This window comes from Sphingomonas paucimobilis NBRC 13935, from assembly GCF_000739895.2.
Taxonomy (GTDB): Bacteria; Pseudomonadota; Alphaproteobacteria; order Sphingomonadales; family Sphingomonadaceae; genus Sphingomonas; species Sphingomonas paucimobilis.
Genome location: NZ_BBJS01000030.1, coordinates 54,790 through 78,477, shown reverse-complemented (window position 1 = coordinate 78,477; position 23,688 = coordinate 54,790). Strand labels below are relative to the sequence as shown.

At 64.8% G+C, this 23,688-nt stretch carries 18 protein-coding genes and 1 tRNA gene; 9 read left to right on the top strand and 10 right to left on the bottom strand.

Features of this window, described 5'->3' with window-relative positions; all coding sequences use genetic code 11:
* Positions 1-11 precede the first annotated feature (11 nt).
* Positions 12-803: an AIM24 family protein gene (locus tag SP6_RS10090; RefSeq protein WP_007405838.1), complete on the top strand. Its 792-nt coding sequence runs from the start codon at positions 12-14 to the stop codon at positions 801-803.
* A 6-nt stretch (positions 804-809) separates the two neighbouring features.
* On the opposite strand, the gene SP6_RS10085 is transcribed toward SP6_RS10090, so the two are convergent.
* Together SP6_RS10085 and SP6_RS20940 are read right to left on the bottom strand one after the other, a co-directional pair.
* Positions 810-1,283 carry a hypothetical protein gene (locus tag SP6_RS10085; protein ID WP_007405758.1) on the bottom strand — a complete coding sequence of 158 codons (474 nt, stop codon included), beginning with the start codon at positions 1,281-1,283 and terminating at the stop codon, positions 810-812.
* Positions 1,284-1,333: 50 nt separating this feature from the next.
* Positions 1,334-2,047 (bottom strand): toxic anion resistance protein, encoded by a 714-nt coding sequence (locus SP6_RS20940; protein ID WP_158005328.1) that lies wholly within the window; start codon positions 2,045-2,047, stop codon positions 1,334-1,336.
* Between the two features lie 421 nt (positions 2,048-2,468).
* Here SP6_RS20940 and SP6_RS10070 point away from each other — a divergent pair, with 421 nt between their 5' ends.
* Positions 2,469-5,000, top strand: a complete 2,532-nt coding sequence (locus SP6_RS10070) for a MobA/MobL family protein (RefSeq protein WP_007405834.1) — start codon at positions 2,469-2,471, stop codon at positions 4,998-5,000.
* Positions 5,001-5,135: 135 nt separating this feature from the next.
* A complete protein-coding gene (locus SP6_RS10065) occupies positions 5,136-5,771 on the top strand; it encodes a hypothetical protein (RefSeq protein ID WP_042468921.1) in 636 nt (211 codons plus the stop codon).
* 39 nt (positions 5,772-5,810) lie between these two features.
* Here the strand turns inward: SP6_RS10065 and SP6_RS10060 are convergent, their stop codons facing one another.
* Both SP6_RS10060 and SP6_RS10055 read right to left on the bottom strand, forming a co-directional pair.
* Entirely contained in the window at positions 5,811-6,476 is a 666-nt protein-coding gene (locus SP6_RS10060; RefSeq protein ID WP_007405771.1) for a hypothetical protein, read from the bottom strand.
* 26 nt (positions 6,477-6,502) lie between these two features.
* A complete protein-coding gene (locus tag SP6_RS10055; RefSeq protein WP_007405847.1) occupies positions 6,503-8,524 on the bottom strand; it encodes a S8 family serine peptidase in 2,022 nt (673 codons plus the stop codon).
* A gap of 637 nt (positions 8,525-9,161) precedes the next feature.
* Here SP6_RS10055 and SP6_RS10045 point away from each other — a divergent pair.
* From SP6_RS10045 to SP6_RS10020, 6 genes are all read left to right on the top strand, one after another.
* Positions 9,162-9,467: a hypothetical protein gene (locus SP6_RS10045; RefSeq protein ID WP_037569153.1), complete on the top strand. Its 306-nt coding sequence runs from the start codon at positions 9,162-9,164 to the stop codon at positions 9,465-9,467.
* A gap of 71 nt (positions 9,468-9,538) precedes the next feature.
* Positions 9,539-10,048 carry a hypothetical protein gene (locus SP6_RS10040; protein ID WP_007405854.1) on the top strand — a complete coding sequence of 170 codons (510 nt, stop codon included), beginning with the start codon at positions 9,539-9,541 and terminating at the stop codon, positions 10,046-10,048.
* Between the two features lie 55 nt (positions 10,049-10,103).
* Positions 10,104-10,592 carry a hypothetical protein gene (locus tag SP6_RS10035; protein WP_130119985.1) on the top strand — a complete coding sequence of 163 codons (489 nt, stop codon included), beginning with the start codon at positions 10,104-10,106 and terminating at the stop codon, positions 10,590-10,592.
* A 496-nt stretch (positions 10,593-11,088) separates the two neighbouring features.
* A complete protein-coding gene (locus tag SP6_RS10030; protein ID WP_045078209.1) occupies positions 11,089-13,353 on the top strand; it encodes a hypothetical protein in 2,265 nt (754 codons plus the stop codon).
* 170 nt (positions 13,354-13,523) lie between these two features.
* A complete protein-coding gene (locus tag SP6_RS10025; protein WP_007405830.1) occupies positions 13,524-15,419 on the top strand; it encodes an ATP-dependent nuclease in 1,896 nt (631 codons plus the stop codon).
* A gap of 8 nt (positions 15,420-15,427) precedes the next feature.
* Positions 15,428-17,251, top strand: a complete 1,824-nt coding sequence (locus SP6_RS10020) for a UvrD-helicase domain-containing protein (protein WP_007405800.1) — start codon at positions 15,428-15,430, stop codon at positions 17,249-17,251.
* A 199-nt stretch (positions 17,252-17,450) separates the two neighbouring features.
* Here the strand turns inward: SP6_RS10020 and SP6_RS10015 are convergent, their stop codons facing one another.
* The 6 genes from SP6_RS10015 to SP6_RS09990 all read right to left on the bottom strand — a co-directional run bounded on the left by SP6_RS10015 (position 17,451) and on the right by SP6_RS09990 (position 23,654).
* The gene (locus SP6_RS10015) at positions 17,451-19,268 is read right to left on the bottom strand and encodes a site-specific integrase (protein ID WP_007405833.1); all 1,818 of its coding nucleotides are present in this window, start codon (positions 19,266-19,268) and stop codon (positions 17,451-17,453) included.
* A 95-nt stretch (positions 19,269-19,363) separates the two neighbouring features.
* Positions 19,364-19,438 (bottom strand) — tRNA-Glu (locus SP6_RS10010).
* 57 nt (positions 19,439-19,495) lie between these two features.
* On the bottom strand, positions 19,496-21,250 hold the full coding sequence (gene recJ, locus SP6_RS10005) for a single-stranded-DNA-specific exonuclease RecJ (RefSeq protein ID WP_007405848.1): 1,755 nt from the start codon (positions 21,248-21,250) through the stop codon (positions 19,496-19,498).
* Positions 21,251-21,340: 90 nt separating this feature from the next.
* The gene (locus SP6_RS10000) at positions 21,341-22,027 is read right to left on the bottom strand and encodes a prolyl hydroxylase family protein (protein ID WP_007405820.1); all 687 of its coding nucleotides are present in this window, start codon (positions 22,025-22,027) and stop codon (positions 21,341-21,343) included.
* 64 nt (positions 22,028-22,091) lie between these two features.
* Positions 22,092-22,982, bottom strand: a complete 891-nt coding sequence (locus tag SP6_RS09995; RefSeq protein ID WP_042469012.1) for an RcnB family protein — start codon at positions 22,980-22,982, stop codon at positions 22,092-22,094.
* A 114-nt stretch (positions 22,983-23,096) separates the two neighbouring features.
* Positions 23,097-23,654, bottom strand: a complete 558-nt coding sequence (locus SP6_RS09990; protein ID WP_007405759.1) for a (2Fe-2S)-binding protein — start codon at positions 23,652-23,654, stop codon at positions 23,097-23,099.
* Between the last annotated feature and the right edge of the window lie 34 nt (positions 23,655-23,688).

Here is a 23,688-nt window from a genome sequence, read left to right as displayed (position 1 = left end):
GGGAGAGTAGCATGAGCGATTATCGGACCAAGATCGACGAGCAGGTCGGCAACGGTGTCCGCTTCGAACTGTATCAATTCGTGCGCAAGAGCCACGCGCTCGGCACGCCGGTGCACGTCCCCAATGCCTCGCCCAACGGAACCGCCGCCACTATCCACCTTCATCCGCCACATCGTGCCACCGCGCGCCAGCTGCGGATCGTGCTCGATGGTGGTGCGGCGCTGCTGGAGCCGGGCGCCTTGCAATATGCCAAGGGTCGGTTGCAGATCGACATTCAGAAGAATGCCGGTGCCGGTGGCTTTTTTGCCCGCGCCATAACCTCTGCCGGGACCGGCGAGAGCGCCTTCGCGACCCGCTATGCCGGACAGGGCGAGGTCTGGACCGAGGCGACGCCCAAGCATTTCATCCTGGCGCAGATGGATGGGCCGCAGGATGCCCTAATCCTCGATGACGGTGCCTTCTACGCCTGTGACGGCAATATAGCGGTGTCGACCCATATCCATCGCTCGGTGCAGGGTGTGCTGTCGGGTAACGGCCTCATGCAGCCCAAGCTGACCGGGGCGGGGGCCTTTGTCGTGGAGTCGCCGGTGCCGGTCGACGAGATCGAGGTGGTCGAGCTGGACGGGCGTGACGAACTGATCGTCGATGGCGACCTGATGCTAATGTATTCAGCCGGGTTGCAGGTCGAGCTTCGCCCGTTGGTCCGGGGGCTGCGCAATGCGATGCGGAGTGGCGAGGGGCTGGTCTTCGTGTTTTCCGGGCGTGGCACGGTGTGGCTCACTCCGACGATGCGGCTCGGCTGAGGGACGTCAGGCGGGGCCGTTGTCGCCATAGCGCTGCTCGATGAAGCGCAGATTGTCGGCGAAGCTGTCGATATCGTCCTGCGCCATCGATCGGGACAGCGTCTCGGCGCGGGTGACCATGCGATCGAGCGCCTCGTTGAGATTATAGCTCGCCGAACGACCCGTTGTGCGGAAAATCTCGGCGCGGTGGGCAGGGGGGATTTCGGCATAGCTGGCGATCAGTCGCGGCAGATGCGTGTCGCGCATCTGGCGAACCTCGGCCAATGCCGAGACCATCAGGCTGTTGTCCCGGGCACGCGCCTCAATATCCGCAATGAGCGAGACGAGCTGGGCCACGCGCGGGCGCGACGCATCGGGGAGGCGTTCGTCGTCGGGGCTGATGGCAGGGGTGCTTGGAACGGGCGCAGGGGGCTGGGTGGCCGACCCGTCATCGGGGGCCGAGAGCCAGTTGGCGATCCGATCAAGAAACCCCGAAACCATGTCTTGCGCTTGTCGCCTCCAACTGGACGCGAGCCTACCGCATGCAGCGGCTACAAATCCAGCGGGCTGGTGGAATTGTCACGCGATGCCAGTGTTTCCATCGCTTGGTGCGCCTCGGCCAGGGCAGCACGAAGCTTGTCTCGGGCGCGCTCGGCGGCGTGGCCTGGGTCGATAAGCGTCTGATCGCTCATCACCTGCCGGGCCGCCATGGCGACTTGCAGCGCCGACAGCGTTGCGTTGCGCGCCTGGACGATCGCCTTGTCGAGCACGGTCTGATTAGCGATCAGCAGGTCCAGCGTCATCACAGCCTGGCGGTGAATGGCCTGCTGGGTGAGCAGGGCCTGTTCGCGTTCCAGCAGGATGGCCGATCCGCGATCCTGCACGGCGGCGGCGCGTTCCGGCTGCTCGACCCGCAACTCCCGCGCCGCGGACTCGATCATGGGCCGTAATAGCTCGATCGTCGTCAAAGCCTGCTCCAATCCGCCAGCGGCCTTGGCCAGACGATCGCGGGCCGATATGAGGAGGATCATCCGCCGCGTGGATTCATCCCGTTCGGCATCCAGGCGCATCACCAGCGTGTCGATGTCTTTGGTTGATAGGCCGGGAGCAGAATGCTGACGGACCCGTAGCCACTGAAAGCGAGGCGGCGGCGGGGGCGCGTCCCATGCCGCGATCGACCGCCCGATGTCCGCTATGATGGTCTGCGCGGATCGGCCCTCGGCCAGTGCAGGCAGGTGAGCCGTCGCATCGGAGGATGCTCGCATGGCACCCTCGCCAATCCGGTCGAGTATAACGTCACTGGCATCGCGGACCCACCGTCGGACGATTTCTCTCGCAGCTATCTTCAATTCGGTTCCTACCACGACCGGGCTTCGAGAATTGCTGGGCTCACCGTCTACCATGTGTGTCTGATCATTCTGCCGCGGTGGAACCCACCACAGAATATGGAATATGCATCGGCGCTGTAAAGCTGGGTGACCTGAGGGGCGAGGAAAGGCGCCATCATGACCGGAGATGAGGAAATTCAGGCGCAACAACGCAAATCGGCGGCTGGGCCGCCAATTTGCCGGTGTGCGCGCGCTCGTTCAGGGGCGATCGAGCGCGGTGTCCTCCAGCCGCGCGCGGCTTCCGGAAGGCGGGAGGGGGTACTTGTCGGCGCCGGACTGATGCCGGACACTATGAGGCATGACCGGTCCTGGCCTGCCCGACGAACAGCCCGTCTTTGCGCATCATGTGCGCGCGCTCCTGGCGCGTCAAGCGCAGGCCGACCGGGATCTGGTGGGAGCGTCGTACCGGTGTGGACGCAATCATCAGCCCGAGGCGGAGCCGGGACAATCGCCAGCCCGTCGCAAGGCGGATGCGCTCGCCGCAGCGGTCGGCATCGACTTCCACCGACCCAGCCCGATCCGGCGAGGTGGCCGCCAGACAGGTGGCGGCCGGGTACCGCATTTCGACATGAAGCCTATGGGCAAGACCCACGTACCGACTAGCAGAGACGGAAAGGTTCACCACGGCTTCAAGGCCAAGGCCACGGGAGGCGAGCATTTCGATTATCTGCGCGACGGCGCGAAGGTCACGATCATCAGCCATCTCGACTATATCCGGCGCGATCAAGCGGTCGCCGATCTGGCCGAGAACCTCGTCATCGATATGATCGATGAGCAGGTGATCCGGGGCGGTATGAACGCCCGGGCCATCGTCTCGAACATTGCTGGCAGCCCCGACCGTCAGCGGTCGCTATTCATTGCGGCCGAGCAATGCGAACGGACGCCCAAGCTTCACCATCTCACCGCGTCGACCGCAGACGTCAAACGATATGATAGGGTGGCTGGATTTGCGACAAGTCCGGATTGGCTGCGTGACATGAGCCGCAGACTGAAGGCAGCGCGACGGGAAGCCGAAGCCGAGGCGGCGGCTAAGGGACGCCCCTTCAAGGACCGGCAGGTCATCGTCGGGGATGTCACGCCCGAGGAGGCGTTCGACCGGCTGACCTGGTTCGATAAGCATCCCAGCTTCCCCGCGCCGCGATGGCAGCAGGGACGGACGGGGCGCAGTCACCATCGCTTCGTGCAGGAACTGCCCGCCGACTCCGAGCCCGAGCAGCATGGCCAGATCCTCCGCAACATCGTCGCGATGCTGGCGGCGGATGGCTGGATGGCGGTGGGGGTGATCCACCAGCCCGATCAGCACGGCGACAAGCGCAATTTCCACATCCATGTCGACGCCTATGACCGCCCGGCGAAGTGGCTGGACGAGGAGGGCAAATGGGATTTCGAGGTGGTCGAGCGAAAGAATGGCAAGAACACCCGGCCCTACCGGCAGAACAAGGTCAGCTACCGCGCGGAGCCGGGCAACAACGGAAAGCGTGCCAAGGTCGACACCGCCGAGCTCATGCGCGGGCGCTTCATCGACATCGTCAACGCGGTGATGGGTGAGGAGCGCTATCTCCACGGCACCTATAAGGAAAACGGCATCGCCCTGACCCCGCTCGAGCATATGGGCAATCGCGCGACCGGTCACGAGCGGCGTGGGGTCGCGACGGAGGTCGGCACCCGCAACGCGCGGCGGATCGTGAGCGATGAGCTTGCTGCCTGCGATAGGAAGGCGGCCGCTGCGACGGACGTGCTGGCCAGGGACATGGCGCTGATCCTGCCGTCGATCGGTGACCAGCCCGATGCGGTTGCCGCCGCCCGGCGGTATGAGCGATTGTCCCGCCGGCTGATCCAGCGCCGCCATGACATGGACGTCGCCGATGTCGTGGTGGCGGCATCGCGATCAAGGGCCGAAGCGGTGATCGCAACGCTGGAGCCGGAGCCCGGCCGCCGGACCAAGCCGCGCGCTGGCGACCGTGCGCTGTTGGAGGCGGCGCATGCGCATCTCGACTGGGTGGTGCAGCATTCGCCCTCGGATGATGAGCGTGCGGCGGAACGGCAGCGGATCGCCCGGATCGAAGCGCAGGTTGGTGCCGCATGGGACGAGGTGGCGGCGGCGATTGCGACAAAGGGCCAACGCATTCCTGCGATCACCTATGTTTCCACACGGACGGCGCCCGCCGCAACGATGCCCCATCCGGATTATCGGGAGCAGGTGCGTGGACGCCTTCGCCAATGGCTGACGCAGCATGGACGAGATGAGGGGCGGCTGATCTTTGAAGGCGGCACCGTGCGCCTGGCACCGGACCAGCCGAAAGCGATCGACCGGCTGATGCGGCTGTCCGCTGGCGAGGAGGAGTTCCAGAATTGGCTTACCAGTGAACGGGAGCGGCGGGCCGATCAGGCCGCAGCCGATGCCAAGCGGCAGCGCGACAAGCAGGCAGCGCTGCAACGCGCCGAGGCGGGCCGTCGCGAGCAACAGGCCGCGAAGGCGGAAGCGGGCAAGGTTGTCAGAACGATATCGCCGCCGGAGGACCGTGCGCGGCCAGCACCTGTCGTTGTCGACATGCCCGCTGCCCAGCCTCCGGGCAGGCCGCCCGTGCCGGAAAGGAAATCGCCGCCCGAACCTGTTCCCCCCGCTTCCCAGCCCGTTGATCGACGACCGCCTGATCCACCCGTTGTGACCAGGGTCGATCCGCAGCGAGAGGAGGAACGCGAGCGGCAGGTGCCGTCCAGGCCCGCCCCGCGGGACAGGCCGAACGGCCCACCGCCGGGTATCCGGAGCAAGGGGCCGGACGACGCAGCGGCGCCCCAGCGCCCGATGGATCGCGGTTCAGAAAGATAATGACGGTTTTCGGGCCGCCCCGATCGATGCGATCGGCCAGAAGGAAGGAGGGGGATAGCCTGGCGGCTGCACCATGATGGTGAAATGGACCTGAAGGCGACGCGAGCAGCCCCGCGCCGCCGGACTGGAAATGATATGAAGACCAAGACGAACGTGGTGCCCGGCTGGCTGAGCCCGGCGCAAGTGATGGATACGCTGTACGATGTGCGCGAGCCCGGGTGCGAGGATTTGGGCTATGCCCTGCTACGCCCCCGCGCAAAGCAGAAGGCGAACAGCGCGGCCGCGCTGCTCCGCGCGAAGATGGCGCCCGTCGAGCCGACCAGCGCCGCGCGCACGACCGCCTGCGGCATCCCGGTGACCGCCCGCCAGCACCGGCTCGTGCTTGCTCGGGGTGTCGGGGACATGGCGTTGGCGCCGCTGCTCGACGAGTACGACCAAGCGGTTCGCCCGCACCAGCGCCTGCTCGCCGGTGTGCTGACGGTGCGCGGCGATATCAGCGCGCCGCTCCACGACCTGTTCGACATGGCGACCAGCTATGCTGCGATCCATCTCGCCTGCGGCCGCTCGCTGACCAGCGTGGTCGTAGCCCATGCCCCCGGCGACGAACTGAGCCGCGCGCTGCCGCATGTCCATATCTGCATGCTGGCACGGCAGCACACCCCGAGCGGCTGGGCCGCCGAGCATTCCGATCTCGCCGACACAACGCACCGCATGTGGGCGGAGGAATGGGGCGCTTTCCGTGCCGGATGGGAGCAAATGGTCGCCGCTTGAGCAGGTGGACGGGGCGGCGACGGCCGCCCCGTTTGATCGTCAGAACGCGGCCCGGTCGGTCTTGGGCGCCCGCGCCAGCACGGCGGCATCGAACGCCTGCTTGAGGCGGCGATCGGCATCGGTGCCCGCTTCCAGGATGATGGAATTGGTGCCCATGCCGGTGCTGCCCCGCAGCGTCGGCCACGCCGTATCGAGCTCGCCACCGGTATAGGTCATGCCGCAGATCTTCATTGCCTGCGGCGCACACCAATGCCAGCTAAGCCCCTGATCCTTCACCGCATCGGGCTTGCCGTACTTGGCGGAAAGCTGCGCCTTCATCGCGGCTTCGCCCATCGCGGTGCCTGGGATGGTGACCTCGACGCGCGACACGCTGTCGCCGCCGGCGATTTGGGCGAACTGGATGTCGGCGCGCTCTTGGTGTGACCCCATGGCGATGATTTCGGCGATCCCCGCATAGGTCGGATTGGGTGCCGCCGCACCATTGCGGTTCGCCACTTCCACCGCGACGCGCTGGGCGAAGGACGCAGTTTTGCGCGTTTCGGTTACCCTGTATCCGGCCTGTTGCAGGGCGGCCTTCACCTGCTGCGGCGTGTCGCCGAGCCGAATGCCGGCCACGTCCATGGCGGCCGGATCGGCGGCATAGCCGGGCGCGGCGAAGGTGAGCAGGCCAGCGGCAACCGCCGCGAATATCATTCTGTCGTACATGGTTATGTCCTTGTGGTGATGCTGGATCAGCGGAGGGTCAGGCTGAGAAAGCCGGCGGTGTCCTGCGCGCCGGCGACGTGGCCGGCATCGAAGGCGTGGGCGACGCCGAACCGCAGCGAGGAGGTGGGCGACAGCGCGGCCGACCAGCCAAGCTCGACATCCATCTCGCGTGCGGTCGGTGTCAGGTCGACGCTGGCAAGGCGGGTGGCGAGCGCGCCGGTCATGAGATCATAGGCGATGGGCGCCTCGACCACCGCGCGGGCACGTTCGAGCCGGAGCGGTGATGATAGACCAAGTGTGACGGTACCGCCGCCGAGGCGATGCGCGGCGTCGAGCGCGAAGGCCGTCCCGGTCATCGGGCCGGTGAAGCGCAGCAGGTCCGATCCGCCAGCGACCTGGGTGGTGGCGGCCGTGGCCCGTACCGACAGCAGCACGCCTGCAAGGCTGCGGCTCGCGATCAGGGTGGCAAGCGTCGTCCGGCTGCCCGAGAGGGCAAAGCCAGCCGGCCCGTGCAGACCCAGTACCTGACCGCGTTCGGTGAGGTCCGATAGCTCGACACCAAGGCCCAGCGGGGTGGCGAAGGTGACACTGCGCAAAGCAGAGCGGCCGTCGCGTGATGCGCCGGATGCAAAGGCCGCCGACCAGCCGTTGCCACTCCACGACGATGACATGCCGACCGGTGCAGCGACGACACCACGCAGGGCAGAGCCGGCAATGCCAGCACCTTGCCCGACCGCGACATTGGCGCTGAAGCTGACGGTCTGGCCTGCGGCAGGCGAGAAGGCGAAGGTGGCCAAGCGACTGGACCGCGCCGCGGCCCATGGCCCCGTGGCAGCGGAGGCCAAGCCGAGTTTCGCGTCGCTGGCACTCGTGGCGAGCCACGGCGGATCGATCGTCCCCAGCATGGCGCCTGCGAGCAACCCCGAACCCCGGCTGCGTGGTGCGGCGGTGCCGGTCATGGTGAAGTCGCGGCCATAGCGGTCGAACACCGTCATGCGGGTCACGGCGTCGGATAGCTGGCCACCGCTGCCGAACGGACCGGACAGGCTGAGCGAGGAATAGCGTGCCAGCACCATGTCGGCAGCGGTAAAGGCGCTGGCGGGCGCCTGCGCCTTTACCGCGGCTTCGACGTTGAGCAAGCCTGCACCAAAGATCTGGTCGGCACCCTTGTCGCCCAGGTCGGTTGCGGTATCGAGCAGGATGCGCGAGATCGCCTTGCCGCCGAGTTGCGGCCAGTATTGCTTGAGCAGCGCGGCCGCCCCGGCGATCGCGGGGGCGGCGAAGCTGTTGCCCGTGACCGTGGTGATTTGTCCGTCCTTGCCGACGACGCTGACGTCCGTCGCGACCACCGCCAGCGTGCGGTCTGCGAGATCGCCGGGCAGGCCGTTGCCGCTGGGCGGTCGCAGCGCACTGTCGACACGGACGCCAAACAGGAAATTGTCCTTGTTCTCCAGATTGTTGCCGACAAGGTTGCGCGTGATCGTGCCGGGGGCGGCACTCTTGTCGTCGACGAAGTTGGAGACGGACTGGACCAGCAGCCGGTCGGCCTTGACGACCCCGTCCATGGAGGTGCGTTGTTCTGCTGCGGCCTGACCGCCTGCTTCGCCGTTCAGGCTCAGCGAGATGACGAACGCGCCTTTCTCCACCGCATAGGCAATCGCCGGGGCGATATTCATCGGATTAGCGCTGTCCGCCTCCTTGATTACGGAGGTCGCGGTGACGCCTTCGAGATCGGGGGCGGCGATCTTGAGGGCGAGTAATGTGGCGTCATAGGCGAAGCCGTGCACGCCCGAGCCGTTTTTCGCGGCGAGCGCGACCGAGGCGACCTCGGTGCCATGGCCCTGCACATCGTCGAGCGGGAAGGTCACCGTCTCCGGCGCACAGGTGGCGCAGCGCGCGATCTTGCTCTCGAACGTTTTGCTGTCGGGCGAGATACGGCCAGCGAACTCGGCGCTGCTGGTGGCGATCCCGGTATCGATGACGGCGATGGTCACGCCCTTGCCAGTGATGCCCTTGTCATAGGCATAGGTGGCCTTCGCGCCGACCACCGCACCCGATGCCTTATACTCGGCGCTGTCCGCAGCACTGGGCGGCGGGGTCGGTGTGGGGGATGGCGACGGTGTTGGGCTGGGTGTCGACGTGGGTGCGGGCGTCGGCAATGAACCGGACGAAGCGACGCCACCGCCTCCGCCGCCACAGGCCGCGAGCAGCATGGCTGCCGAAATCACCGATGATGTCTGAAAAGCTTTCCGCCATTGGCGGCCAAGTCCCGCAACCATACGCACCCCCGTGTCGGGCGATGCATCGGCTTCCCCAGCCGGCGGCACCGCCCCGTGAAACGAGGCGATGCCGGCCCGTAAGCCGGGGATTGGAAACCTGTGATGAGACAGGCGCGAGCGTCTTTGGGCCCTGGAAGAGCCTTGGACATCCACGCCCGCTCCCCGGCCGAAATCTCTTTCGACCGGGCATGCGGCTACCCATCACGAGGTTTCCACGCCTCGGTCCGCCTGCTGGCGAACGGCACTAGTGTAAGCGGAACCCGTTAACGAACCAAGTCCCACCGTGCAGGAACGACGTTCAAGTTGCTGCAACATGTGGCAAGCTGGGCGGCTTCTGACCGCACAATCCGGCGTATTTCGAGAAGCTTACCCTCTCCAGCAGCGACAATCTGCTCGAGGAAAGAAAATGAAGCGCCGCCTTCCGTTGGTGTTCCGCGTGAGCGCCATCCTGCTGCTGACCGCCCTGATCGCTGGGCAATGGTGGCAACGTCAGCCCGCCGGCACCATCGCTGGCTGGGTGCCCGCCATGGCCGAGGTACATTGCCCGGCCGCCGCGATCCATCGCTCGGGCACCATTGTGGACAGCGCCCGCACGCTCGACGACTGGGGCTATGCCGTGATCGGCAACGCCATCTTTCGCGATGGCCGCGACCGCTGCCGCGTGAGGAAGGGAAGATCGGGTGGGGCCGAGCGAAGCCCTGGCGAGAAATGAAAATCGAAGGGGCCTGATCCGGACCAGCCGGTCCGGGGATCACGTACGTCCACAAAGGCTCGATGCCCCCCATGATCCATGATGTTTTGCCGAGCGCCTCGGTCGCGCTGATGAACTATGCCCTCGCAGCCCTCGGCTACGACGAACCCGCGCCGCTGTTCGGCAACTCCGGCCTGCCCGGCGCGGTCGAATGCCTCGACCATAACGTCATCATCGCGATGACGCCGGTCACCGAGCCGCTGTTCGACCAGGCGCTGCTGCGCTGTGCCGCCACGCGGCGTCGCGACACGCTGCTGATCCGGCATGGTTTTCACCCGGAAACCATCGACCCCGTCCGCGTCGATGTCGCGCTGCGCTCGATCACCGGACCGCTGCTGCTCACCGACCTCAACTTCTTTCGGGACCGCGACCAGGGCCTGCATCTCGTGCCCGCTCGTGGCGGGCTGTCGGTGAAGCTCGGCCGCCACGGAGTCGAGATCGGCACCCGGCTGCCCTGGAACTGCTTGTGGGACCGCACTGCCGGACTGGAGTGCGCCGCCGCCCAGATCGTGCGCGCCTGCCGCAGCGAGCACCAGGGTTGAGATGAACGACATGATGAACGGCCCCGATGCGGGGATGAAACAAGGAGATAGAATGATGACCACCACGACCTACGAAGCCGCCGTCACCCGCGCCGTCGTGAAGCTGCTGCTCGGCAGCCGCAAGCTCAAACCCGGCGTCGTCATCACCGGTGGCGATGCGCTCGAGATCGAGGAAAAGATCGAGATGGGCCGCCATGCGGTCGAGACCGACAACGATCTGCTGCACCTCGAATTTCGCAACCGTCCGAGCCCGGCGCTGACTGGCATTGCGCTGTTCCTACCGCGCGATGGCCGCTGCCACACCCAGAGCGGCTGCCGCCCGTGGCTGTCGAAGACGGGCAAGCGCGGGCTGATCCTGCCGCAGGCCCATGTGCGTGGGCATTTCCGGCTCGCGCCGCGCGAGATCGTGCATATCGACGGCAAGCCCGCCGAGGATCTGAGCGAGGGCATCGAACGCGCCAGCGCCTGGTTGAGCCGACAGATCACGCGGCCGGGCGTCCAGTATGACGACGCGCAGTGCACGCTGTGGGCACAGGCCGCCTGACGGACCCTGGTCGAGGTCTATCACCCTATACGGACGAGCCAGCGAATTCGGACACCTGCCAACGAAATTGTTACCTTCGTGTCCGAATATGTCGCCTCGTCCGTATAGGGTATGAGGACGTGGCTATCACCATCGCGCCTCGAGACGTCATTCCACTACATTATCGGGCACCGGGGCGGCCGCCCTTGGGACTTACCGGTCATTCCCTCGCGCCGAGCTCAACGGCAGTTCTCGCCAAAACCCGACAACCAACTTTCGCCTGCCCTGCCTCGCACCTAGCTGGAACTGGGCCGAGCGCGGACTGGCAGGTTTCGAAGGACGGTTCCAGGATAGCTACTATTCGCGCACCTGTGACGCGAGGTGAGCTTCCTCCGACATGCCTCCGCCGATCCCAAAGATCAAAGCGCGGTAGAAATCCCGCACAAGTCTTGAGCAATATCGCCGTCGTTGGCACATTGCATCCTGCTACCGCGCGAGCGGTCTGCCGTCGTTCGCGATGGCGAAGGAAGCGTCAAACCGTATTGAAGGTGGGGATCGCGTGATCGACTGGGGGGGTATGCCGAAAGGACAGCGATGGACGCCCGAAAGAATTGCCAAGGCAAACGAAGCGGGTGACACCGCCCAACGGACGTACGAGACAACTCTCTCTCAACTCCGTGTCCTAATCACCGAACACGATGCGGTCGAGGTGCTTGCGCGCGTCGCCTTTGCGATGTTCTTCAGGATCGCCGGCCTGCAGAAGGAGCCTGGCAAGAAGGGCATCGAGGTCTGGCACGTGGAGATACTGCAGGCGTTGGCGCTGTCGGCCGAGCGGGTTGACGATGGCAAAGGTGCTGGCATCGACGTTGCCCGTTTCACGCAGGACAGTATCGATCTCCTGGAGGAGAATGGACAGGCGTACCGGCATACTTGGCTTCGGAAGCTGACAGCAGATCTGGAGCAAAACGATCGGCTGGAACTGCTCTCACTGCTGCGCGACTGGACGATGGCGATCAGGGGCGCTCGCCACGTTCATCAGACGGAAGAATATGCTAGTGCGCTAGCGGCGGCGGTGCGGGAAACCTTCCGGCGGCAGCATGGGTGCGATCCCGACGATCTCATCACGGTGATGCTGGGAGCGATCGAGACGATCAACCGGCGTCTTGAGTCTCACATGGCTTGGCTTCGCAGCTGGATGCGAAAGAAATCCGGCATAGCGATGATACGGGCGTTCGTGGAGCCGCTCAGCGCAGAGGTTGCGGCTAAGGTTGAGGCGGAAATGATGCCGCACCGGTATGATCGGCGTGTGGTCGAGGCTGGGCTGTGGTCGCTCTCCGAAGGCCGGTTTGCGTCCATGATGACTTTCACCAGCGAGGAACTTGTGGCGCCCGCCGTCGTCGCGAACAGCCAAGGTTTGCTCGGCCTTATCGACACAATCTCCTTGCGCTTCGGGGAGGTTGGAGATGATCAGCTTCATCACCTTCACCTTGATAACCCTGTCAGGCTGAGACCATTCGTAAAGCTGGACGACGGCCGATACTTTCTGTGCAACCCACATAGTCTAGGGACCAATCTGGCAGAGACGTTTCAGGAGGTTTGCAACAGATTGCCTTCGACGAAGTCGGGAGTCGAGGATCAGCGCGCGGAGTGGCTGGAGCGGAAGCTGCGCTCGACCCTGGCGACATTCCTGCCCGACGCGGAGATACACAGGTCGGTGCTCTGGACAGATCCGGCGGATGGCCGGAACTACGAATCCGACATCGTAGCGGTGGTCGACAAGACGGTCATCGTATTCGAGGCAAAGTCAGCCAAGATCGACGGTCCGGCTCGACGCGGCGCCTTGAACAGTCTGAAGGGTGCGCTGCGGAAACTGGTTGTCGATCCATCGGACCAGTCGGCCCGATTCAAGCGCATGCTGAAGGACGCGCACGGCGTCTTGAATTTCAGGACCGACGACGGTGTCCTTGAGATCGATGCCGACGTGATCCGTGACATCGTTCGCGTGAACGTGGTGCTGGATTCGGTAGGCCCACTCTCTGCGCATTGGCCGAGGCTGAAGGAGGCGGGTCTGATACCGGAGACGGCTGACATAGCCCCGACGATGAGCATCTTCGAGCTGGAAACGGTCATGGAGGTGCTAACGATGCAGGTCGAGCGGTGCCACTACCTGAGCCGCCGTGAGGCCTTCGAGCGGCAGGTGGCGTATGTCGCAGATGAACTGGATTTGCTCGCATTCTATCTGGACACGCAGTTCAACGTACCGAGCGCGGGCCGCGATGGCGAGCTGTGGCTGTATGGACGTTCCGCGAAGGTCGCGCATGGCTACAGCGAGGCTAAGGCGGCGGGGACGCTATCTTTTCCGATCCGCAGGACCGAAACTTGGGGGGCGATATTGCGATCCCTCGAGGACAAGAAGCCTGCGGGCTGGACGCGGTTCGGTCATCGGCTTCTGAGCTTCGACTTCGAGACGCAGAAGGCTGCCGATCGCTTGCTGCGCGAAGGCTGGCGGACGATTGAGAAATCCGTCGACAGCTTTTTCACCAGCGGCATCACGTCGGGCGAGGCGGAGCGCGCATCGACCATCTCGTTCGTAATCGGGCCACCTCCCGATCCGGAAACCTTTCACGCCAATGTCGCGCGGGCAACGAGCAGCGCGCTTGATCAAGGCGGGACGCGGGATCTGCTACTGCTGTATTGGTTCGCGCCCCGAACCGGCGAAGCATATGATTTTATCGGGACGATGAAGGGGACGGGGCTTCCGTCGCGGATGTTGCAGGCATGAGGACCTTGTCCGAAAAAATGTTCGACCGGCCTCAGTGGCTGCATTCCAAATCCCTGCCGCTCGTCCATCTTCTCGGTAATTTTCCAAAAAGGCGAGTGACGTCTGATTCAATCCGAGGTAACTGTGGAGAGATAAAACTTTAGAACTGCATTGCGCCGGGGAGGGCTGCGTTGAAGATCTACGCCGTATCGATCGATAATTTTCGGGGCATCAGTTCGACGACGCTGGTCCTGCCTGACCACGCTGTCCTCATCGGCGACAATAATACGGGCAAATCCTCTGTTCTCGAAGCAATAGACCTTGCGCTGGGTCCGGATCGACTGAGCCGGCGCCCGCCAGTCGACGAGCATGATTTTTTCGAGGGCAACTATCTCGCCGTCGCTCCAGCGGCGCCCGAGGAAGGCGCTGAGCCGGATAAGGGTGCGGACGCGGCCCCCGGTGAGACGCCGAAAATCACGGTTGAAGTCACCATCATTGGCCTGTCCGAAGAGCAGGAGGCCAGGTTCGGCGGGCATATCGAGTGGCTCAACGTCGCGACGGGCGATTTCTTCACTGATGCCAATCCGGCGGGGATCGATGCAGCGGACATTAAGGCCGCGCTGCGTGTCACCTTCATCGGCGCCTATGACCCGGACGAAGACGATTTTACCGGCAATACGTTCTATTCGCGCAGCCTGATCGAAGGCGACAAGCCCGAGCCCTTCTCAAAGAAGGACAAGCAACACTGCGGCTTCCTTTTTCTGCGCTCGCTGCGCACGGGGTCGCGGGCTCTCAGCTTGGAGCACGGCAGCCTCCTCGACATCATCCTGCGCCTGAAGGAAATCCGGCCGCAGATGTGGGAAGGAACTATCGGAACGCTCGCCGGAATCGACGTGGCAAGCGATCCGGCAATCGGCATTTCCGGGGTGCTAGATAGCATCGACAAGTCACTGAAGAAATATGTGCCGCGCGAATGGGGCGTGAAGCCGCACCTCAAGGTGTCGAACCTGACGCGCGAGCACCTGCGCAAGGTCGTGACCGCCTTCATCGCGACCGGCGACGGTACTCATGCGGCGCCGTTCTTCCGGCAGGGCACCGGCACGATCAACATGCTGGTCTTGGCGATGCTGTCGCAGATCGCCGAGGACAAGCAGAACGTCATCTTCGCCATGGAGGAGGTCGAGACGGCGATTCCGCCCTATGCGCAGAAGCGGATCGTGCACGAGCTGCGCAAGCTGGCGGCGCAGTCGATCGTCACGTCGCATTCGCCCTACGTCCTTGAGGAGTTCAAGCTGGACGAGACTGTGATTCTGTCACGGGACAGTGTGGGCACACTGAGCCAGGCGCAGATCGCGTTGCCCGATAGCGTCAAGCACAAGCGCTACCGTCAGGAGTTTCGCACCCGCTTCTGCGAGGGTCTTCTATCTCGCCGCGTGCTGATCGCCGAAGGGGCGACCGAGGCCAGCGCCTTCCCCGTGGCCGCGCGCCGACTGGCCGAGCTTAATGCCGCGACCTATGCCTCGATCGAGGCGCTGGGCATCTGCATTATCGATGCAGGGACCGAGTCGCAGATCGCCGACCTCGCGGGGCTGTATAAGGGCCTTGGCAAGCGGACCTTCGCGCTATGCGACAAGCAGACTGATCCGGCGAAGGCGGCGATCGAGGCCCAGGTCGAGCGGCTCTTTATGCACGACGAAAAGGGGATCGAGGATCTGATCCTCAAGAATACGACTCAGGACGCGCTCGAGCGGTTCTCGGATGCGCTCGATTGGCCGCTGCACATTCTCGGCAGATATCCCGATCCCAAGGCCAATCTGATCCCGGCGCTCAAAGAGTATTTCGGTTGGGCCAAAGGCAATTGGGGCATCGCCGATTTTCTAGGTCAGTGTTTCGAGGCCGAGATTCCGTCGTGGATCCGCGACGCCTGCATAACGCTAAAGGCCATCTGTGATCCGCCGCCCGCGCCCGTTGCGGCACCGCCAGTACCGCCAGCGCCCCCAGTCTCGCCAGCGCCGCCCGCTCCACCGGCTCCGCCCGTGCCGCTGGCCGGGAATGGCGGGCAGACCGGCCTCGGACCCGCTGCTTAGAGGGTGCCATGGTCGACCTGACGCCGTCACAAAAGGAAGTTCTGGCCGCGGACGGGCCCCAGCTCGTCGTCGGCGGTCCCGGCTCGGGCAAGACCACGGTGTCGATCCTGAAGGCGGCGAAGATAGCGCGTGAAAAATTGCGGCCTGGGCAGCGCATCCTTTTCCTGAGTTTCGCGCGCGCGACCGTCTCACGCGTGTTCGAGGCGATCGACGAAGAGCGGTCAGTCACCAAGGAGGAAAAGAAGCGGATCGAGGTTGATACCTATCACTCGTTCTTCTGGCGCATACTCAAGGCCCATGGCTACCTCGTCGGGTTTCCGCGGCGGATGACGATCCTGACGCCGCCGAACGAAGCGATTGCGCTGTCGTCGATCCGCAGCGGCTTCAAGGCCCCGTCGAAGCTGTCGGACGAGGAAAAAGCGCAGAAGGCGGCATTGGAAGTTGCCGAACGCATGCGGCTCGCGACTGAGGAAGGCAAGGTCTGCTTCGACCTGTTCGCCGAGCGCGTGGCCATCTTGCTGCACGGTTCGGCCAAGGTGCGCGAGCTCGTCTCGACCATGTACCCGTTCATCATCCTGGACGAATTTCAGGACACCAGCGCCGAGCAATGGCGCGCCGTCGAGGCGATTGGGAAGAGCAGCACGCTGATCGCGCTGGCCGATCCCGAGCAGCGCATTTTCGATTTCATCGGTGCCGATCCCGAGCGGCTGAACCATTTTAGGGCCGCGTTCACGCCGTCGGAGCACGACCTCGCCGGCGACAATCACCGCAGCAAAGGCACCGATATTGCCATCTTCGGCAATCATCTCCTCACGGGCAAGTTTCGCGACGAACCGTATCAGGGCGTGGAAGCCGATTGGTTCGCGTCGAACCCGAATCAAGCCTATGCCTCGCTCGTTGCTCAGGTGCTGAAGGCCCGGCAACGGCTCCTCGCGCTAGGCCAGCGCGACTGGTCGCTTGCGATCCTGGTCCCCACCAAGCGCATGACGCGTCTGGTGTCCGACAACCTGCGCGCGCCGTTCGGAAACGTGCCGCCGATCGCTCATACGGCGGCGGTCGATATGGAAGGCCCTATCCTAGCCGCCGAGGTGATCGCCTTCCTCCTGCAGCAGCGCAGTCATAATGGCTGCTTCGACGAGTTCGTCGACGTGCTTTGCAGCTTCTTCGGCGGACGCGGCGGCGCGACGCCGACAAAGGGCGACCTGGAGGAAGCCGCGCGGTTCAGGTCCGCGCTGGAAAAGTGGAATGGATGCCTTGCAAAAGGCAAGGCGACGCCGGGCAACAGTGTCCTGCAGGCGACGTTCGCCGTACACCAGGCTGCGAGCGCCGTTGTGCTGACCGGCCAGCCTGATGCCGACTGGACGGCGGTTCGCGCCGTCCTCGAGGAGGGTGGCTGCAAGCGGCTCGTGGAGGTTGCCCAAGAAGCCCGTAATGTTCGCCTGCTGGAACGGGGCACGCAGCTCCGTCAGAGCCTCTCGCAGGATTGGCGCGACACCGGCGGCTATAAAAACGCCCTTGCCATCACGCGTCAGTCATTCGTTCAGGAGCATTTCGCGACGGCGCACAAGCCTGAGTCCGGTGTTGTCGTGATGAACATGCACAAAGCCAAGGGGAAGCAGTTCGACGAGGTCATCATCTTTGAAGGCTGGCCGAAGCGGGTCAAAGGCGAGATCGTGGGCAACCCAGATCGGATCGTCGGCGGCAACATGAACGTCGGCCCGATGACGCAGGCGCGCCAGAATTTCCGCGTCAGCGTGACCCGCGCGAAGATCCGAACGACAATCATGTCGCCTAAGGACGATGTCTGCGTCCTGCTGATCCCCGCGGAATAATGTCGTGCGGTAAGCGCTGGCGATCTGAGTCCGGGTGATGTCATGAGAAACCCGAATGACTGCATCTATTGGGATTGCGACGTGCGCGCCGCTAGATACGAATGTCGGAATCTGGTCGGTAGCCGCCGCTCATCATCGTCCATTACGGCTGAATGCATATCATAGCAGCAACGTGAAGTTTGACGGGCCGCGCTGGTCCTCATGTCATTGTTCGGCCCGTTGCGATCACCGGTTGCCAATCGACCGAAGGGTATTGGATCTTCTCTACGGCGTCGCGGAGTACCGTCATTTCGGCGCCGCGCCCATACAGCGTGCTGACGGATCCATCTGCATGGCCGAAGAGCAAATCGACAATTTCTCTTAAAACCTTGCCGCGCACGGCGCGCTTTCCGGTGTGACGAAACGAGTAGAACACCAGTTCGGCATCGGACAGGCCAATTGCATCAAGGAAATCGTTCAGCACGCGCGACAGGCGCTGCGTCCGGCTGCCATAGGCATTGGCTTCGAGTTCGGGAAACAGCCATTCCGCGCCTTCTGCGCGGCGCGCGCTCACCATATCGAGGAAGCCCGCTTTGAGCAGCGTCGAATGCAACGGGATATCCCGCTTGGCGCTGGCAGTCTTCATCCGCTTCGCCGGGCCCTCTTGCTCCTGGCGGATGCGCAGACGATCGGGCTCGATGGCAATGTACGGGATGCCATCATAGGTCTTGATATTGCCCGGCCGCAGCTTGCCCAGTTCGTCGAGGCGGCAACCGGTGAATGGGGCGAGCATCAGGATCCAGAACAGCGTTCGGGGCGCCACCCCGCTGCGTTCCGGCAGAGGCGCGGTGAAGATCCTAGTCATATCCTCCGGCTCGAAGGGGAGGCGTGCGTCCTCCACTGACTTCTTGGGCATGGACTTCACGGTCTTGGCGACGTTGCCGTCGATGACCTCCAGTTCCTCAACCGCGTGTTCGAGGGTCACCCTTATGGCCGACAAAGCCTTGTTAACAGTCGCGGGCGATAGCGTGGGCATTCCCTCGGCTTCTGCAAGTGCGACCTGTTCCAGCAGGGGCAGGGCGGCAACCTCTTTCTTTGCCCGGCTTGGAAGTCCGGCACAGGTGCGGCGATAGGCACGTACCATCGAAGTCGTGATCTGATCGACGGGCGGGTCGTCATGAAGCTGGGCGAAGCGATTCACGGCGGTTCGCCACTCGTCGACGAGTTTGGCCTCGCGCGGCTCGAACTTAGCCCAGGATTCATAAACCTGGGTGATGGTCGGCACCGTCTTGGCTGGCGGTGTCGGCAGCTGTGGTTCGTTCGAAGGTGGGGAGAGCGCGGGGACGATCGGCCCGGAGCCCGTCACAAGGACCGAGGGTGGTAGGATACGGCTTCGTGCGGGATCGATACTGAGGGCGCAGGCGGCGCAGAGCCTGTCGAGGTAAGCGCGACCAATTGCCTCATAGAGTTCCGGCGCCAGCGGCAAGCTGAGGGCATTGGCGGAGGCCACCGCTGCGATCAACCACTCGATCGGATCGAGGGTGGGGAGGGCGGCAACCCGCTGTAGCGTCTCCAACCACGGCAGGGGCATGAAATCGGGCACCGCGTTCAGCATGGCGGTTCGGCTTGCGTGATCACGCAGATCATCAAGGCCCGGCGGCACGCCGAAGTCGTAGCGGGCACCCGGCGCATGGTCAGTCAGGCCGTTGGCATATTCGAATGCCCCGAGCTCGAGCGCGGCGAGCTTCTGCGCCACGCCGCGGAGTTGCTCGTCCGACTCTCCGTCGAGAAAATCGTCGACCATCACACGTGCCGAGCGGAGTTGCTGGCTGGCCAATGCGCGACGAGCCGCGGCAAGCTTCTGCTCATAGATCACGGCATGCGGGTGGTAGCGCTGACGGGCTTCGTCGGGATCGCGGGTCTCGAGGGTGCGCTTATACTCGCTCGACGCGCCATCGAAGAACGGTCGCAGTGCAGCGGGGACGACCCGTCGGAAGTAGAAAATGCCGGTGCGAGGATCTTTGAAGGGGGTGGCCATACGGATCACTTTGTACGCATCCTTTGTACACAAGGATGGGTAAAGCGTCCATGAAGACCGCCTAAACCGCGCGAATCCGCCATTCTGGCGGGTGCTGGTGACCCCTACGGGAATCGAACCCGTGTTTCAGCCGTGAAAGGGCCGCGTCCTAACCGCTAGACGAAGGGGCCGCCGGGTGGCGTGGAGGGGCCTCTAAGGGAGGGCTTGGAATCGGTCAAGCGCTTTTTTTAGTCGGCCCATGCCGCGTCCTCGATATGGAGTTCGGCGACGTCGCGGCCGGACCAGTCGTCCACCTTGGCGCGGCCGGCCAGCCACAGGCGGCGCGTGCTGCCGGCGCCGAGCAGAGCCTGGCCGAGCGGGGTTTCGGCGTGGCGGAAGGCCATGGCCTTCAGGCTGCGGCCATCGGCGCCGGCGATGATGGCACGGACATGGTTGGTGCCGACCAGATCGGCGCGGATGACGCGGAAGGGGCCGGCGGCGATGCGCGGGGCGGGCCAGCCCATGCCATAGGGGCCACCCGCCTCCATGCTGCCGACCAGCGCGGGATTGACCCCGCCGGGGGCGAGTACGGCATCGACCAGCAATGCTCGGCCGGCACTGGCGCGCGTGACGGCTTGCGCCAGCCGATCCTCCAGGAAATCGGCCAGTTCGGAAATGCGATTGGCCGCTACCGTCAGACCGGCCGCCATGGCATGGCCACCGCCCGCGATCAGCAACCCATGCTCCTTGGCCGCCAAGATCGCCGCGCCCAGGTCGACCCCGGTAATCGAGCGGCCGGAGCCCTTGCCGATGCCGTTCTCGTCAATGGCGATGACGATGGCGGGGCGGTCGAGTTTTTCCTTCAGCCGTCCCGCGACGATGCCGATGACGCCGGGATGCCAGCCCGTGCCGGAGACTAGCGCCACTTGCCGGCCACGATCGACGATCGTCTCGGCGGTTGCCTGCACACCAGCTTCGATCGCGCGGCGTTCGTCGTTGAAATGATTGAGTTCCTCGGCGATCGCACGCGCTTCGGCCGGGTCCTCGGTGGTCAGCAGCCGGACGCCGAGATCGGCGCGGCCGACCCGCCCGCCCGCATTGATGCGCGGGCCGAGGGCGAAGCCCAGGTCCGAACAGGTCGGCGCGCGGGTTAGTCGGGCGGCTTCGGTCAGCGAGGCGAGCCCGATATTGCGGCGCTGGGCCATGACCTTCAGTCCCTGCGCCACGAAGGCGCGGTTGAGGCCGCGTAGGGGCGCGACGTCGGCGACCGTACCCAGCGCGACGAGGTCGAGCAGGTCGAGCAGGCGTGGTTCGGGCCGGTCGGCGAAGAAACCGCGCTGGCGTAAGGTGCGGATGAGCGCGGCTCCCAGCAGGAAACATACGCCCACGGCGGCGAGATGGCCATGCGCCGCACCCTCATCCTCGTCCAGGCGGTTGGGGTTCACCACCGCATGGGCGAGGGGGAGCAGGGTGGCGCATTTGTGATGATCGACGACCATCACTTCGATCCCTGCGGCGTGCGCGGCGGCGAGTGGTTCGAACGCCTGGGCGCCGCAATCGACGGTGACGATCAGGTTCGCACCCTCCGCCTGCAAGCGAAGCAGGGCGGCCTCGGTCGGGCCATAGCCCTCCGCCAGGCGGTCTGGGATGTATGCGCGCGGCGATAGGCCCAGCGACCGCAGCAGCCGGACCATGAGCGCTGAGGAGGTGGCTCCGTCGACGTCGTAATCGCCGAAGATCGCCACCGGCTCACCCGCGATCACCGCATCGGCGAGGCGGTCGGCGGCGCGGTCCATGTCACGAAAGATCGAGGGATCGGGCATGAAGCTGCGGATCGAGGGTTGTTTATGGTCCTCGACTGCTTCGGGCGGACAGCCGCGCGCCAGCAGCAACTGGGTCACCAGATCGTCATGGACCAGCCCGTCGCGGGCGTCTGCGGACAGGGCTCGCCAGCGCCAGGGCTGGCCAAGAATGGATTGCGCGATGCCGAGGACGTCGGTCATGGGCGAACAGCGATGGGCAGGAACGTCACGCGAACGCCATGCCATGCCGGCCCGAGCGGGGGCAAGGGGGCGGGGGCGAACCCTCGGCGTTCAACTCACCCAATTGCCTTCGCGAAACCATTTGGTGATGACATATTTGACGCCCTCGACCACCGGCATGCCTTCATGCAGCGTGGCGTCGTTGGGGCTGCCGTCGAGCAGCATGTTGTTCCAGGCAAGGAGCAGGCCCCGGCGCGGGGCCACGCGGATGCCCGCCTGCGGAAACCAGGTCGCCCCGCCCTCCGGCACGTCGTTCAGATAGATCATCGCCGTCCAGGTGCGCTGCCCGCCATGCACCTTGACCTTTTCCCAATAGCTTTCGCTTTCGTGGAAATAATCGTGATGCGCGCGAAACTGCTGGCCGGGGGCATAGCGTTGGCCCTGCATGGTCTCACCCTGTTCGGGGGGGATGCCGAGCAGCTGGGCGATCGATTCGTCGATCGGCTGCACCTCGGGTGACCAGCGGTTCATGTCGCAGCTTTCCGAGGTACGAAAGCCATAGTCCGGGCGATCGGACAACAACGTCGATGGCCGACGATTGGCGTCGATCATCGCGATCAGGGCGTCGCACTGCGCGGGCGTCAGAAAATCGGCCTGATAATAGATCTGCGCCGCGTCGGTCTCGACGCGCGTCACTGCCGGATTGGCGTCCAGATGCTGGGGGACGCTCACCCCGAACCGGGCGCGGACGGGGGAGGCGGCGGGGTTGCCCTTGGGCTTCCTCGAAAAGAACGACATGGGCGGGATGTGCGACGACGCGCGGGTAAAGACAAGAGGGGAGGGGCGAACCCCTCCCACCCCGTCACCAGAAGATGTCGTAGACGATGTCGACGACCAGCCCGCTGCGCGTGTCGACCAGCACGGCGTCGTTATAATAGCGGACCCAGCGATACGGGCCGTACGCCGGTGGCAGGCGATAGGCATAAGGATCGGACAGCCAATAGGTCCGGCCGAACAACATCGGCTCCAGGATCACGCCGCTGGAAAACCGCTCATAGCCATGGCCGCCATAGGGCGCGTAATAGCGCGGCAGGTGATAGGCACCTCGGTTGAGCGAACGCCATTCCATCCAGTCGTAACGGCGATCCCGCCGCCAGCCGCGATTCCACTGGTTCGCCCAGGCGCGACGTTCGGCAAAGCCGTAAGCCTGATCGTCATGATCGCGCCAGTCGCCATAGTTGCGCCGCCAGCGATCGCGCTCTTCGCGCCGGCGGCGTTCATCGTCGCGCCAGCGCTGGTCCTGTGCCTGCTGATTTCGCCATTGCTGATCCCGCCAGGGTTGGCCGCGCCACTGATCCGGCCGCCGATCGTCGCGGCCCCAATCGTCCCGGCCGGGGCGTGGTGAGTCCGGACGTGGGCCCTCGGGGCGCATTTCGCCGCGATTGGACCAGCGGCGCGGCTCGTCGGGTCGACGCTCCTCCGCCTGGGGCGCGGGCGGTCGCGGCGCCTCGGTATGGTCGGGGCGATAGGCCGGGCGATTTTCGGGAAAGGATTCGCGGTCGTGGAAGATCGGCCGACCTTCGCTGCGCTCTAGCTGTCCCCCGGGGCGGAGGCCACCGGGGCCGCCCGGACCGGGGCGATTTTCCGGCCCGCCGCGCGGACCACGGTCCATCACGATGTCCTGCGCCGACGCGAGGCCAGGGCCGACCGCCGCTGTCGCCGCGAGCAGGACCGCCATCCAATGCTTCTTCATATCCACCAACCCCATGCGTCGGCGCACATGCCGACCCCGATCATGCGGTGAACATTGCCACGTCTGCGTTGAGCGGAGGCTGAACCCGTCTGTCAGCCCAATGAAAGAATTCCGTCACGGCGTGTCATGCGACATGGCTCCCGGAACCAACGCTGGCACGGCGCGCCCAGCGTCAGCGGGGTCGGTACCCGGCAACGGCGCCGCCGGGATCGCCTCCTCGCCGCGCTGTGCCCGAGCGGCGCGCTGGATCGCCTCGACCAGGCGGGGATAGATGCCGCAGCGGCACAAATTGGTGATTTGCGCGCGGATCAGCTCTTCGGAGGGATCGGGATGTTTTTGCAGCAGCACGGCGGCCGCCATCACCATGCCGGGGACGCAATAGCCGCATTGGCTGACATTGGCGGCGAGAAAGGCCTGTTGCACGGGATGCGAGCGATCGCGCGACAACCCCTCGATCGTGGTGACTACGCTGCCCTCGATCCGGCCGATCGGCATCTGGCAACTGCGCACCGCCCGCCCGTCGATATCGACCGTACAGGCCCCACAATCGCCGGTGCCGCACCCATATTTGGTGCCGGTCAGATTCGATGCGTCGCGCAGCGCCCAAAGGAGCGGCGTATCGGGCGGCAGACGATAGCGGACGGGCTGGTTGTTGACGGTGAAGCTGGTCATCGCGGGGCGGGGCTTAGTCGATGCCGAGGCGGCC

Coding starts and splice junctions, on each gene's coding strand:
- SP6_RS10065 (WP_042468921.1), top strand. CDS start 5,136: ATGAAGACCAAGACGAACGTGGTGCCCGGCTGGCTGAGCCCGGCGCAA.
- SP6_RS09990 (WP_007405759.1), bottom strand. CDS start 23,654: ATGACCAGCTTCACCGTCAACAACCAGCCCGTCCGCTATCGTCTGCCG.
- SP6_RS10070 (WP_007405834.1), top strand. CDS start 2,469: ATGACCGGTCCTGGCCTGCCCGACGAACAGCCCGTCTTTGCGCATCAT.
- SP6_RS10035 (WP_130119985.1), top strand. CDS start 10,104: ATGACCACCACGACCTACGAAGCCGCCGTCACCCGCGCCGTCGTGAAG.
- SP6_RS10000 (WP_007405820.1), bottom strand. CDS start 22,027: ATGTCGTTCTTTTCGAGGAAGCCCAAGGGCAACCCCGCCGCCTCCCCC.
- SP6_RS10060 (WP_007405771.1), bottom strand. CDS start 6,476: ATGTACGACAGAATGATATTCGCGGCGGTTGCCGCTGGCCTGCTCACC.
- SP6_RS09995 (WP_042469012.1), bottom strand. CDS start 22,982: ATGAAGAAGCATTGGATGGCGGTCCTGCTCGCGGCGACAGCGGCGGTC.
- SP6_RS10020 (WP_007405800.1), top strand. CDS start 15,428: ATGGTCGACCTGACGCCGTCACAAAAGGAAGTTCTGGCCGCGGACGGG.
- SP6_RS10040 (WP_007405854.1), top strand. CDS start 9,539: ATGATCCATGATGTTTTGCCGAGCGCCTCGGTCGCGCTGATGAACTAT.
- recJ (WP_007405848.1), bottom strand. CDS start 21,250: ATGACCGACGTCCTCGGCATCGCGCAATCCATTCTTGGCCAGCCCTGG.
- SP6_RS10085 (WP_007405758.1), bottom strand. CDS start 1,283: ATGGTTTCGGGGTTTCTTGATCGGATCGCCAACTGGCTCTCGGCCCCC.
- SP6_RS10015 (WP_007405833.1), bottom strand. CDS start 19,268: ATGGCCACCCCCTTCAAAGATCCTCGCACCGGCATTTTCTACTTCCGA.
- SP6_RS20940 (WP_158005328.1), bottom strand. CDS start 2,047: ATGCGAGCATCCTCCGATGCGACGGCTCACCTGCCTGCACTGGCCGAG.
- SP6_RS10045 (WP_037569153.1), top strand. CDS start 9,162: ATGAAGCGCCGCCTTCCGTTGGTGTTCCGCGTGAGCGCCATCCTGCTG.
- SP6_RS10090 (WP_007405838.1), top strand. CDS start 12: ATGAGCGATTATCGGACCAAGATCGACGAGCAGGTCGGCAACGGTGTC.
- SP6_RS10030 (WP_045078209.1), top strand. CDS start 11,089: ATGGCGAAGGAAGCGTCAAACCGTATTGAAGGTGGGGATCGCGTGATC.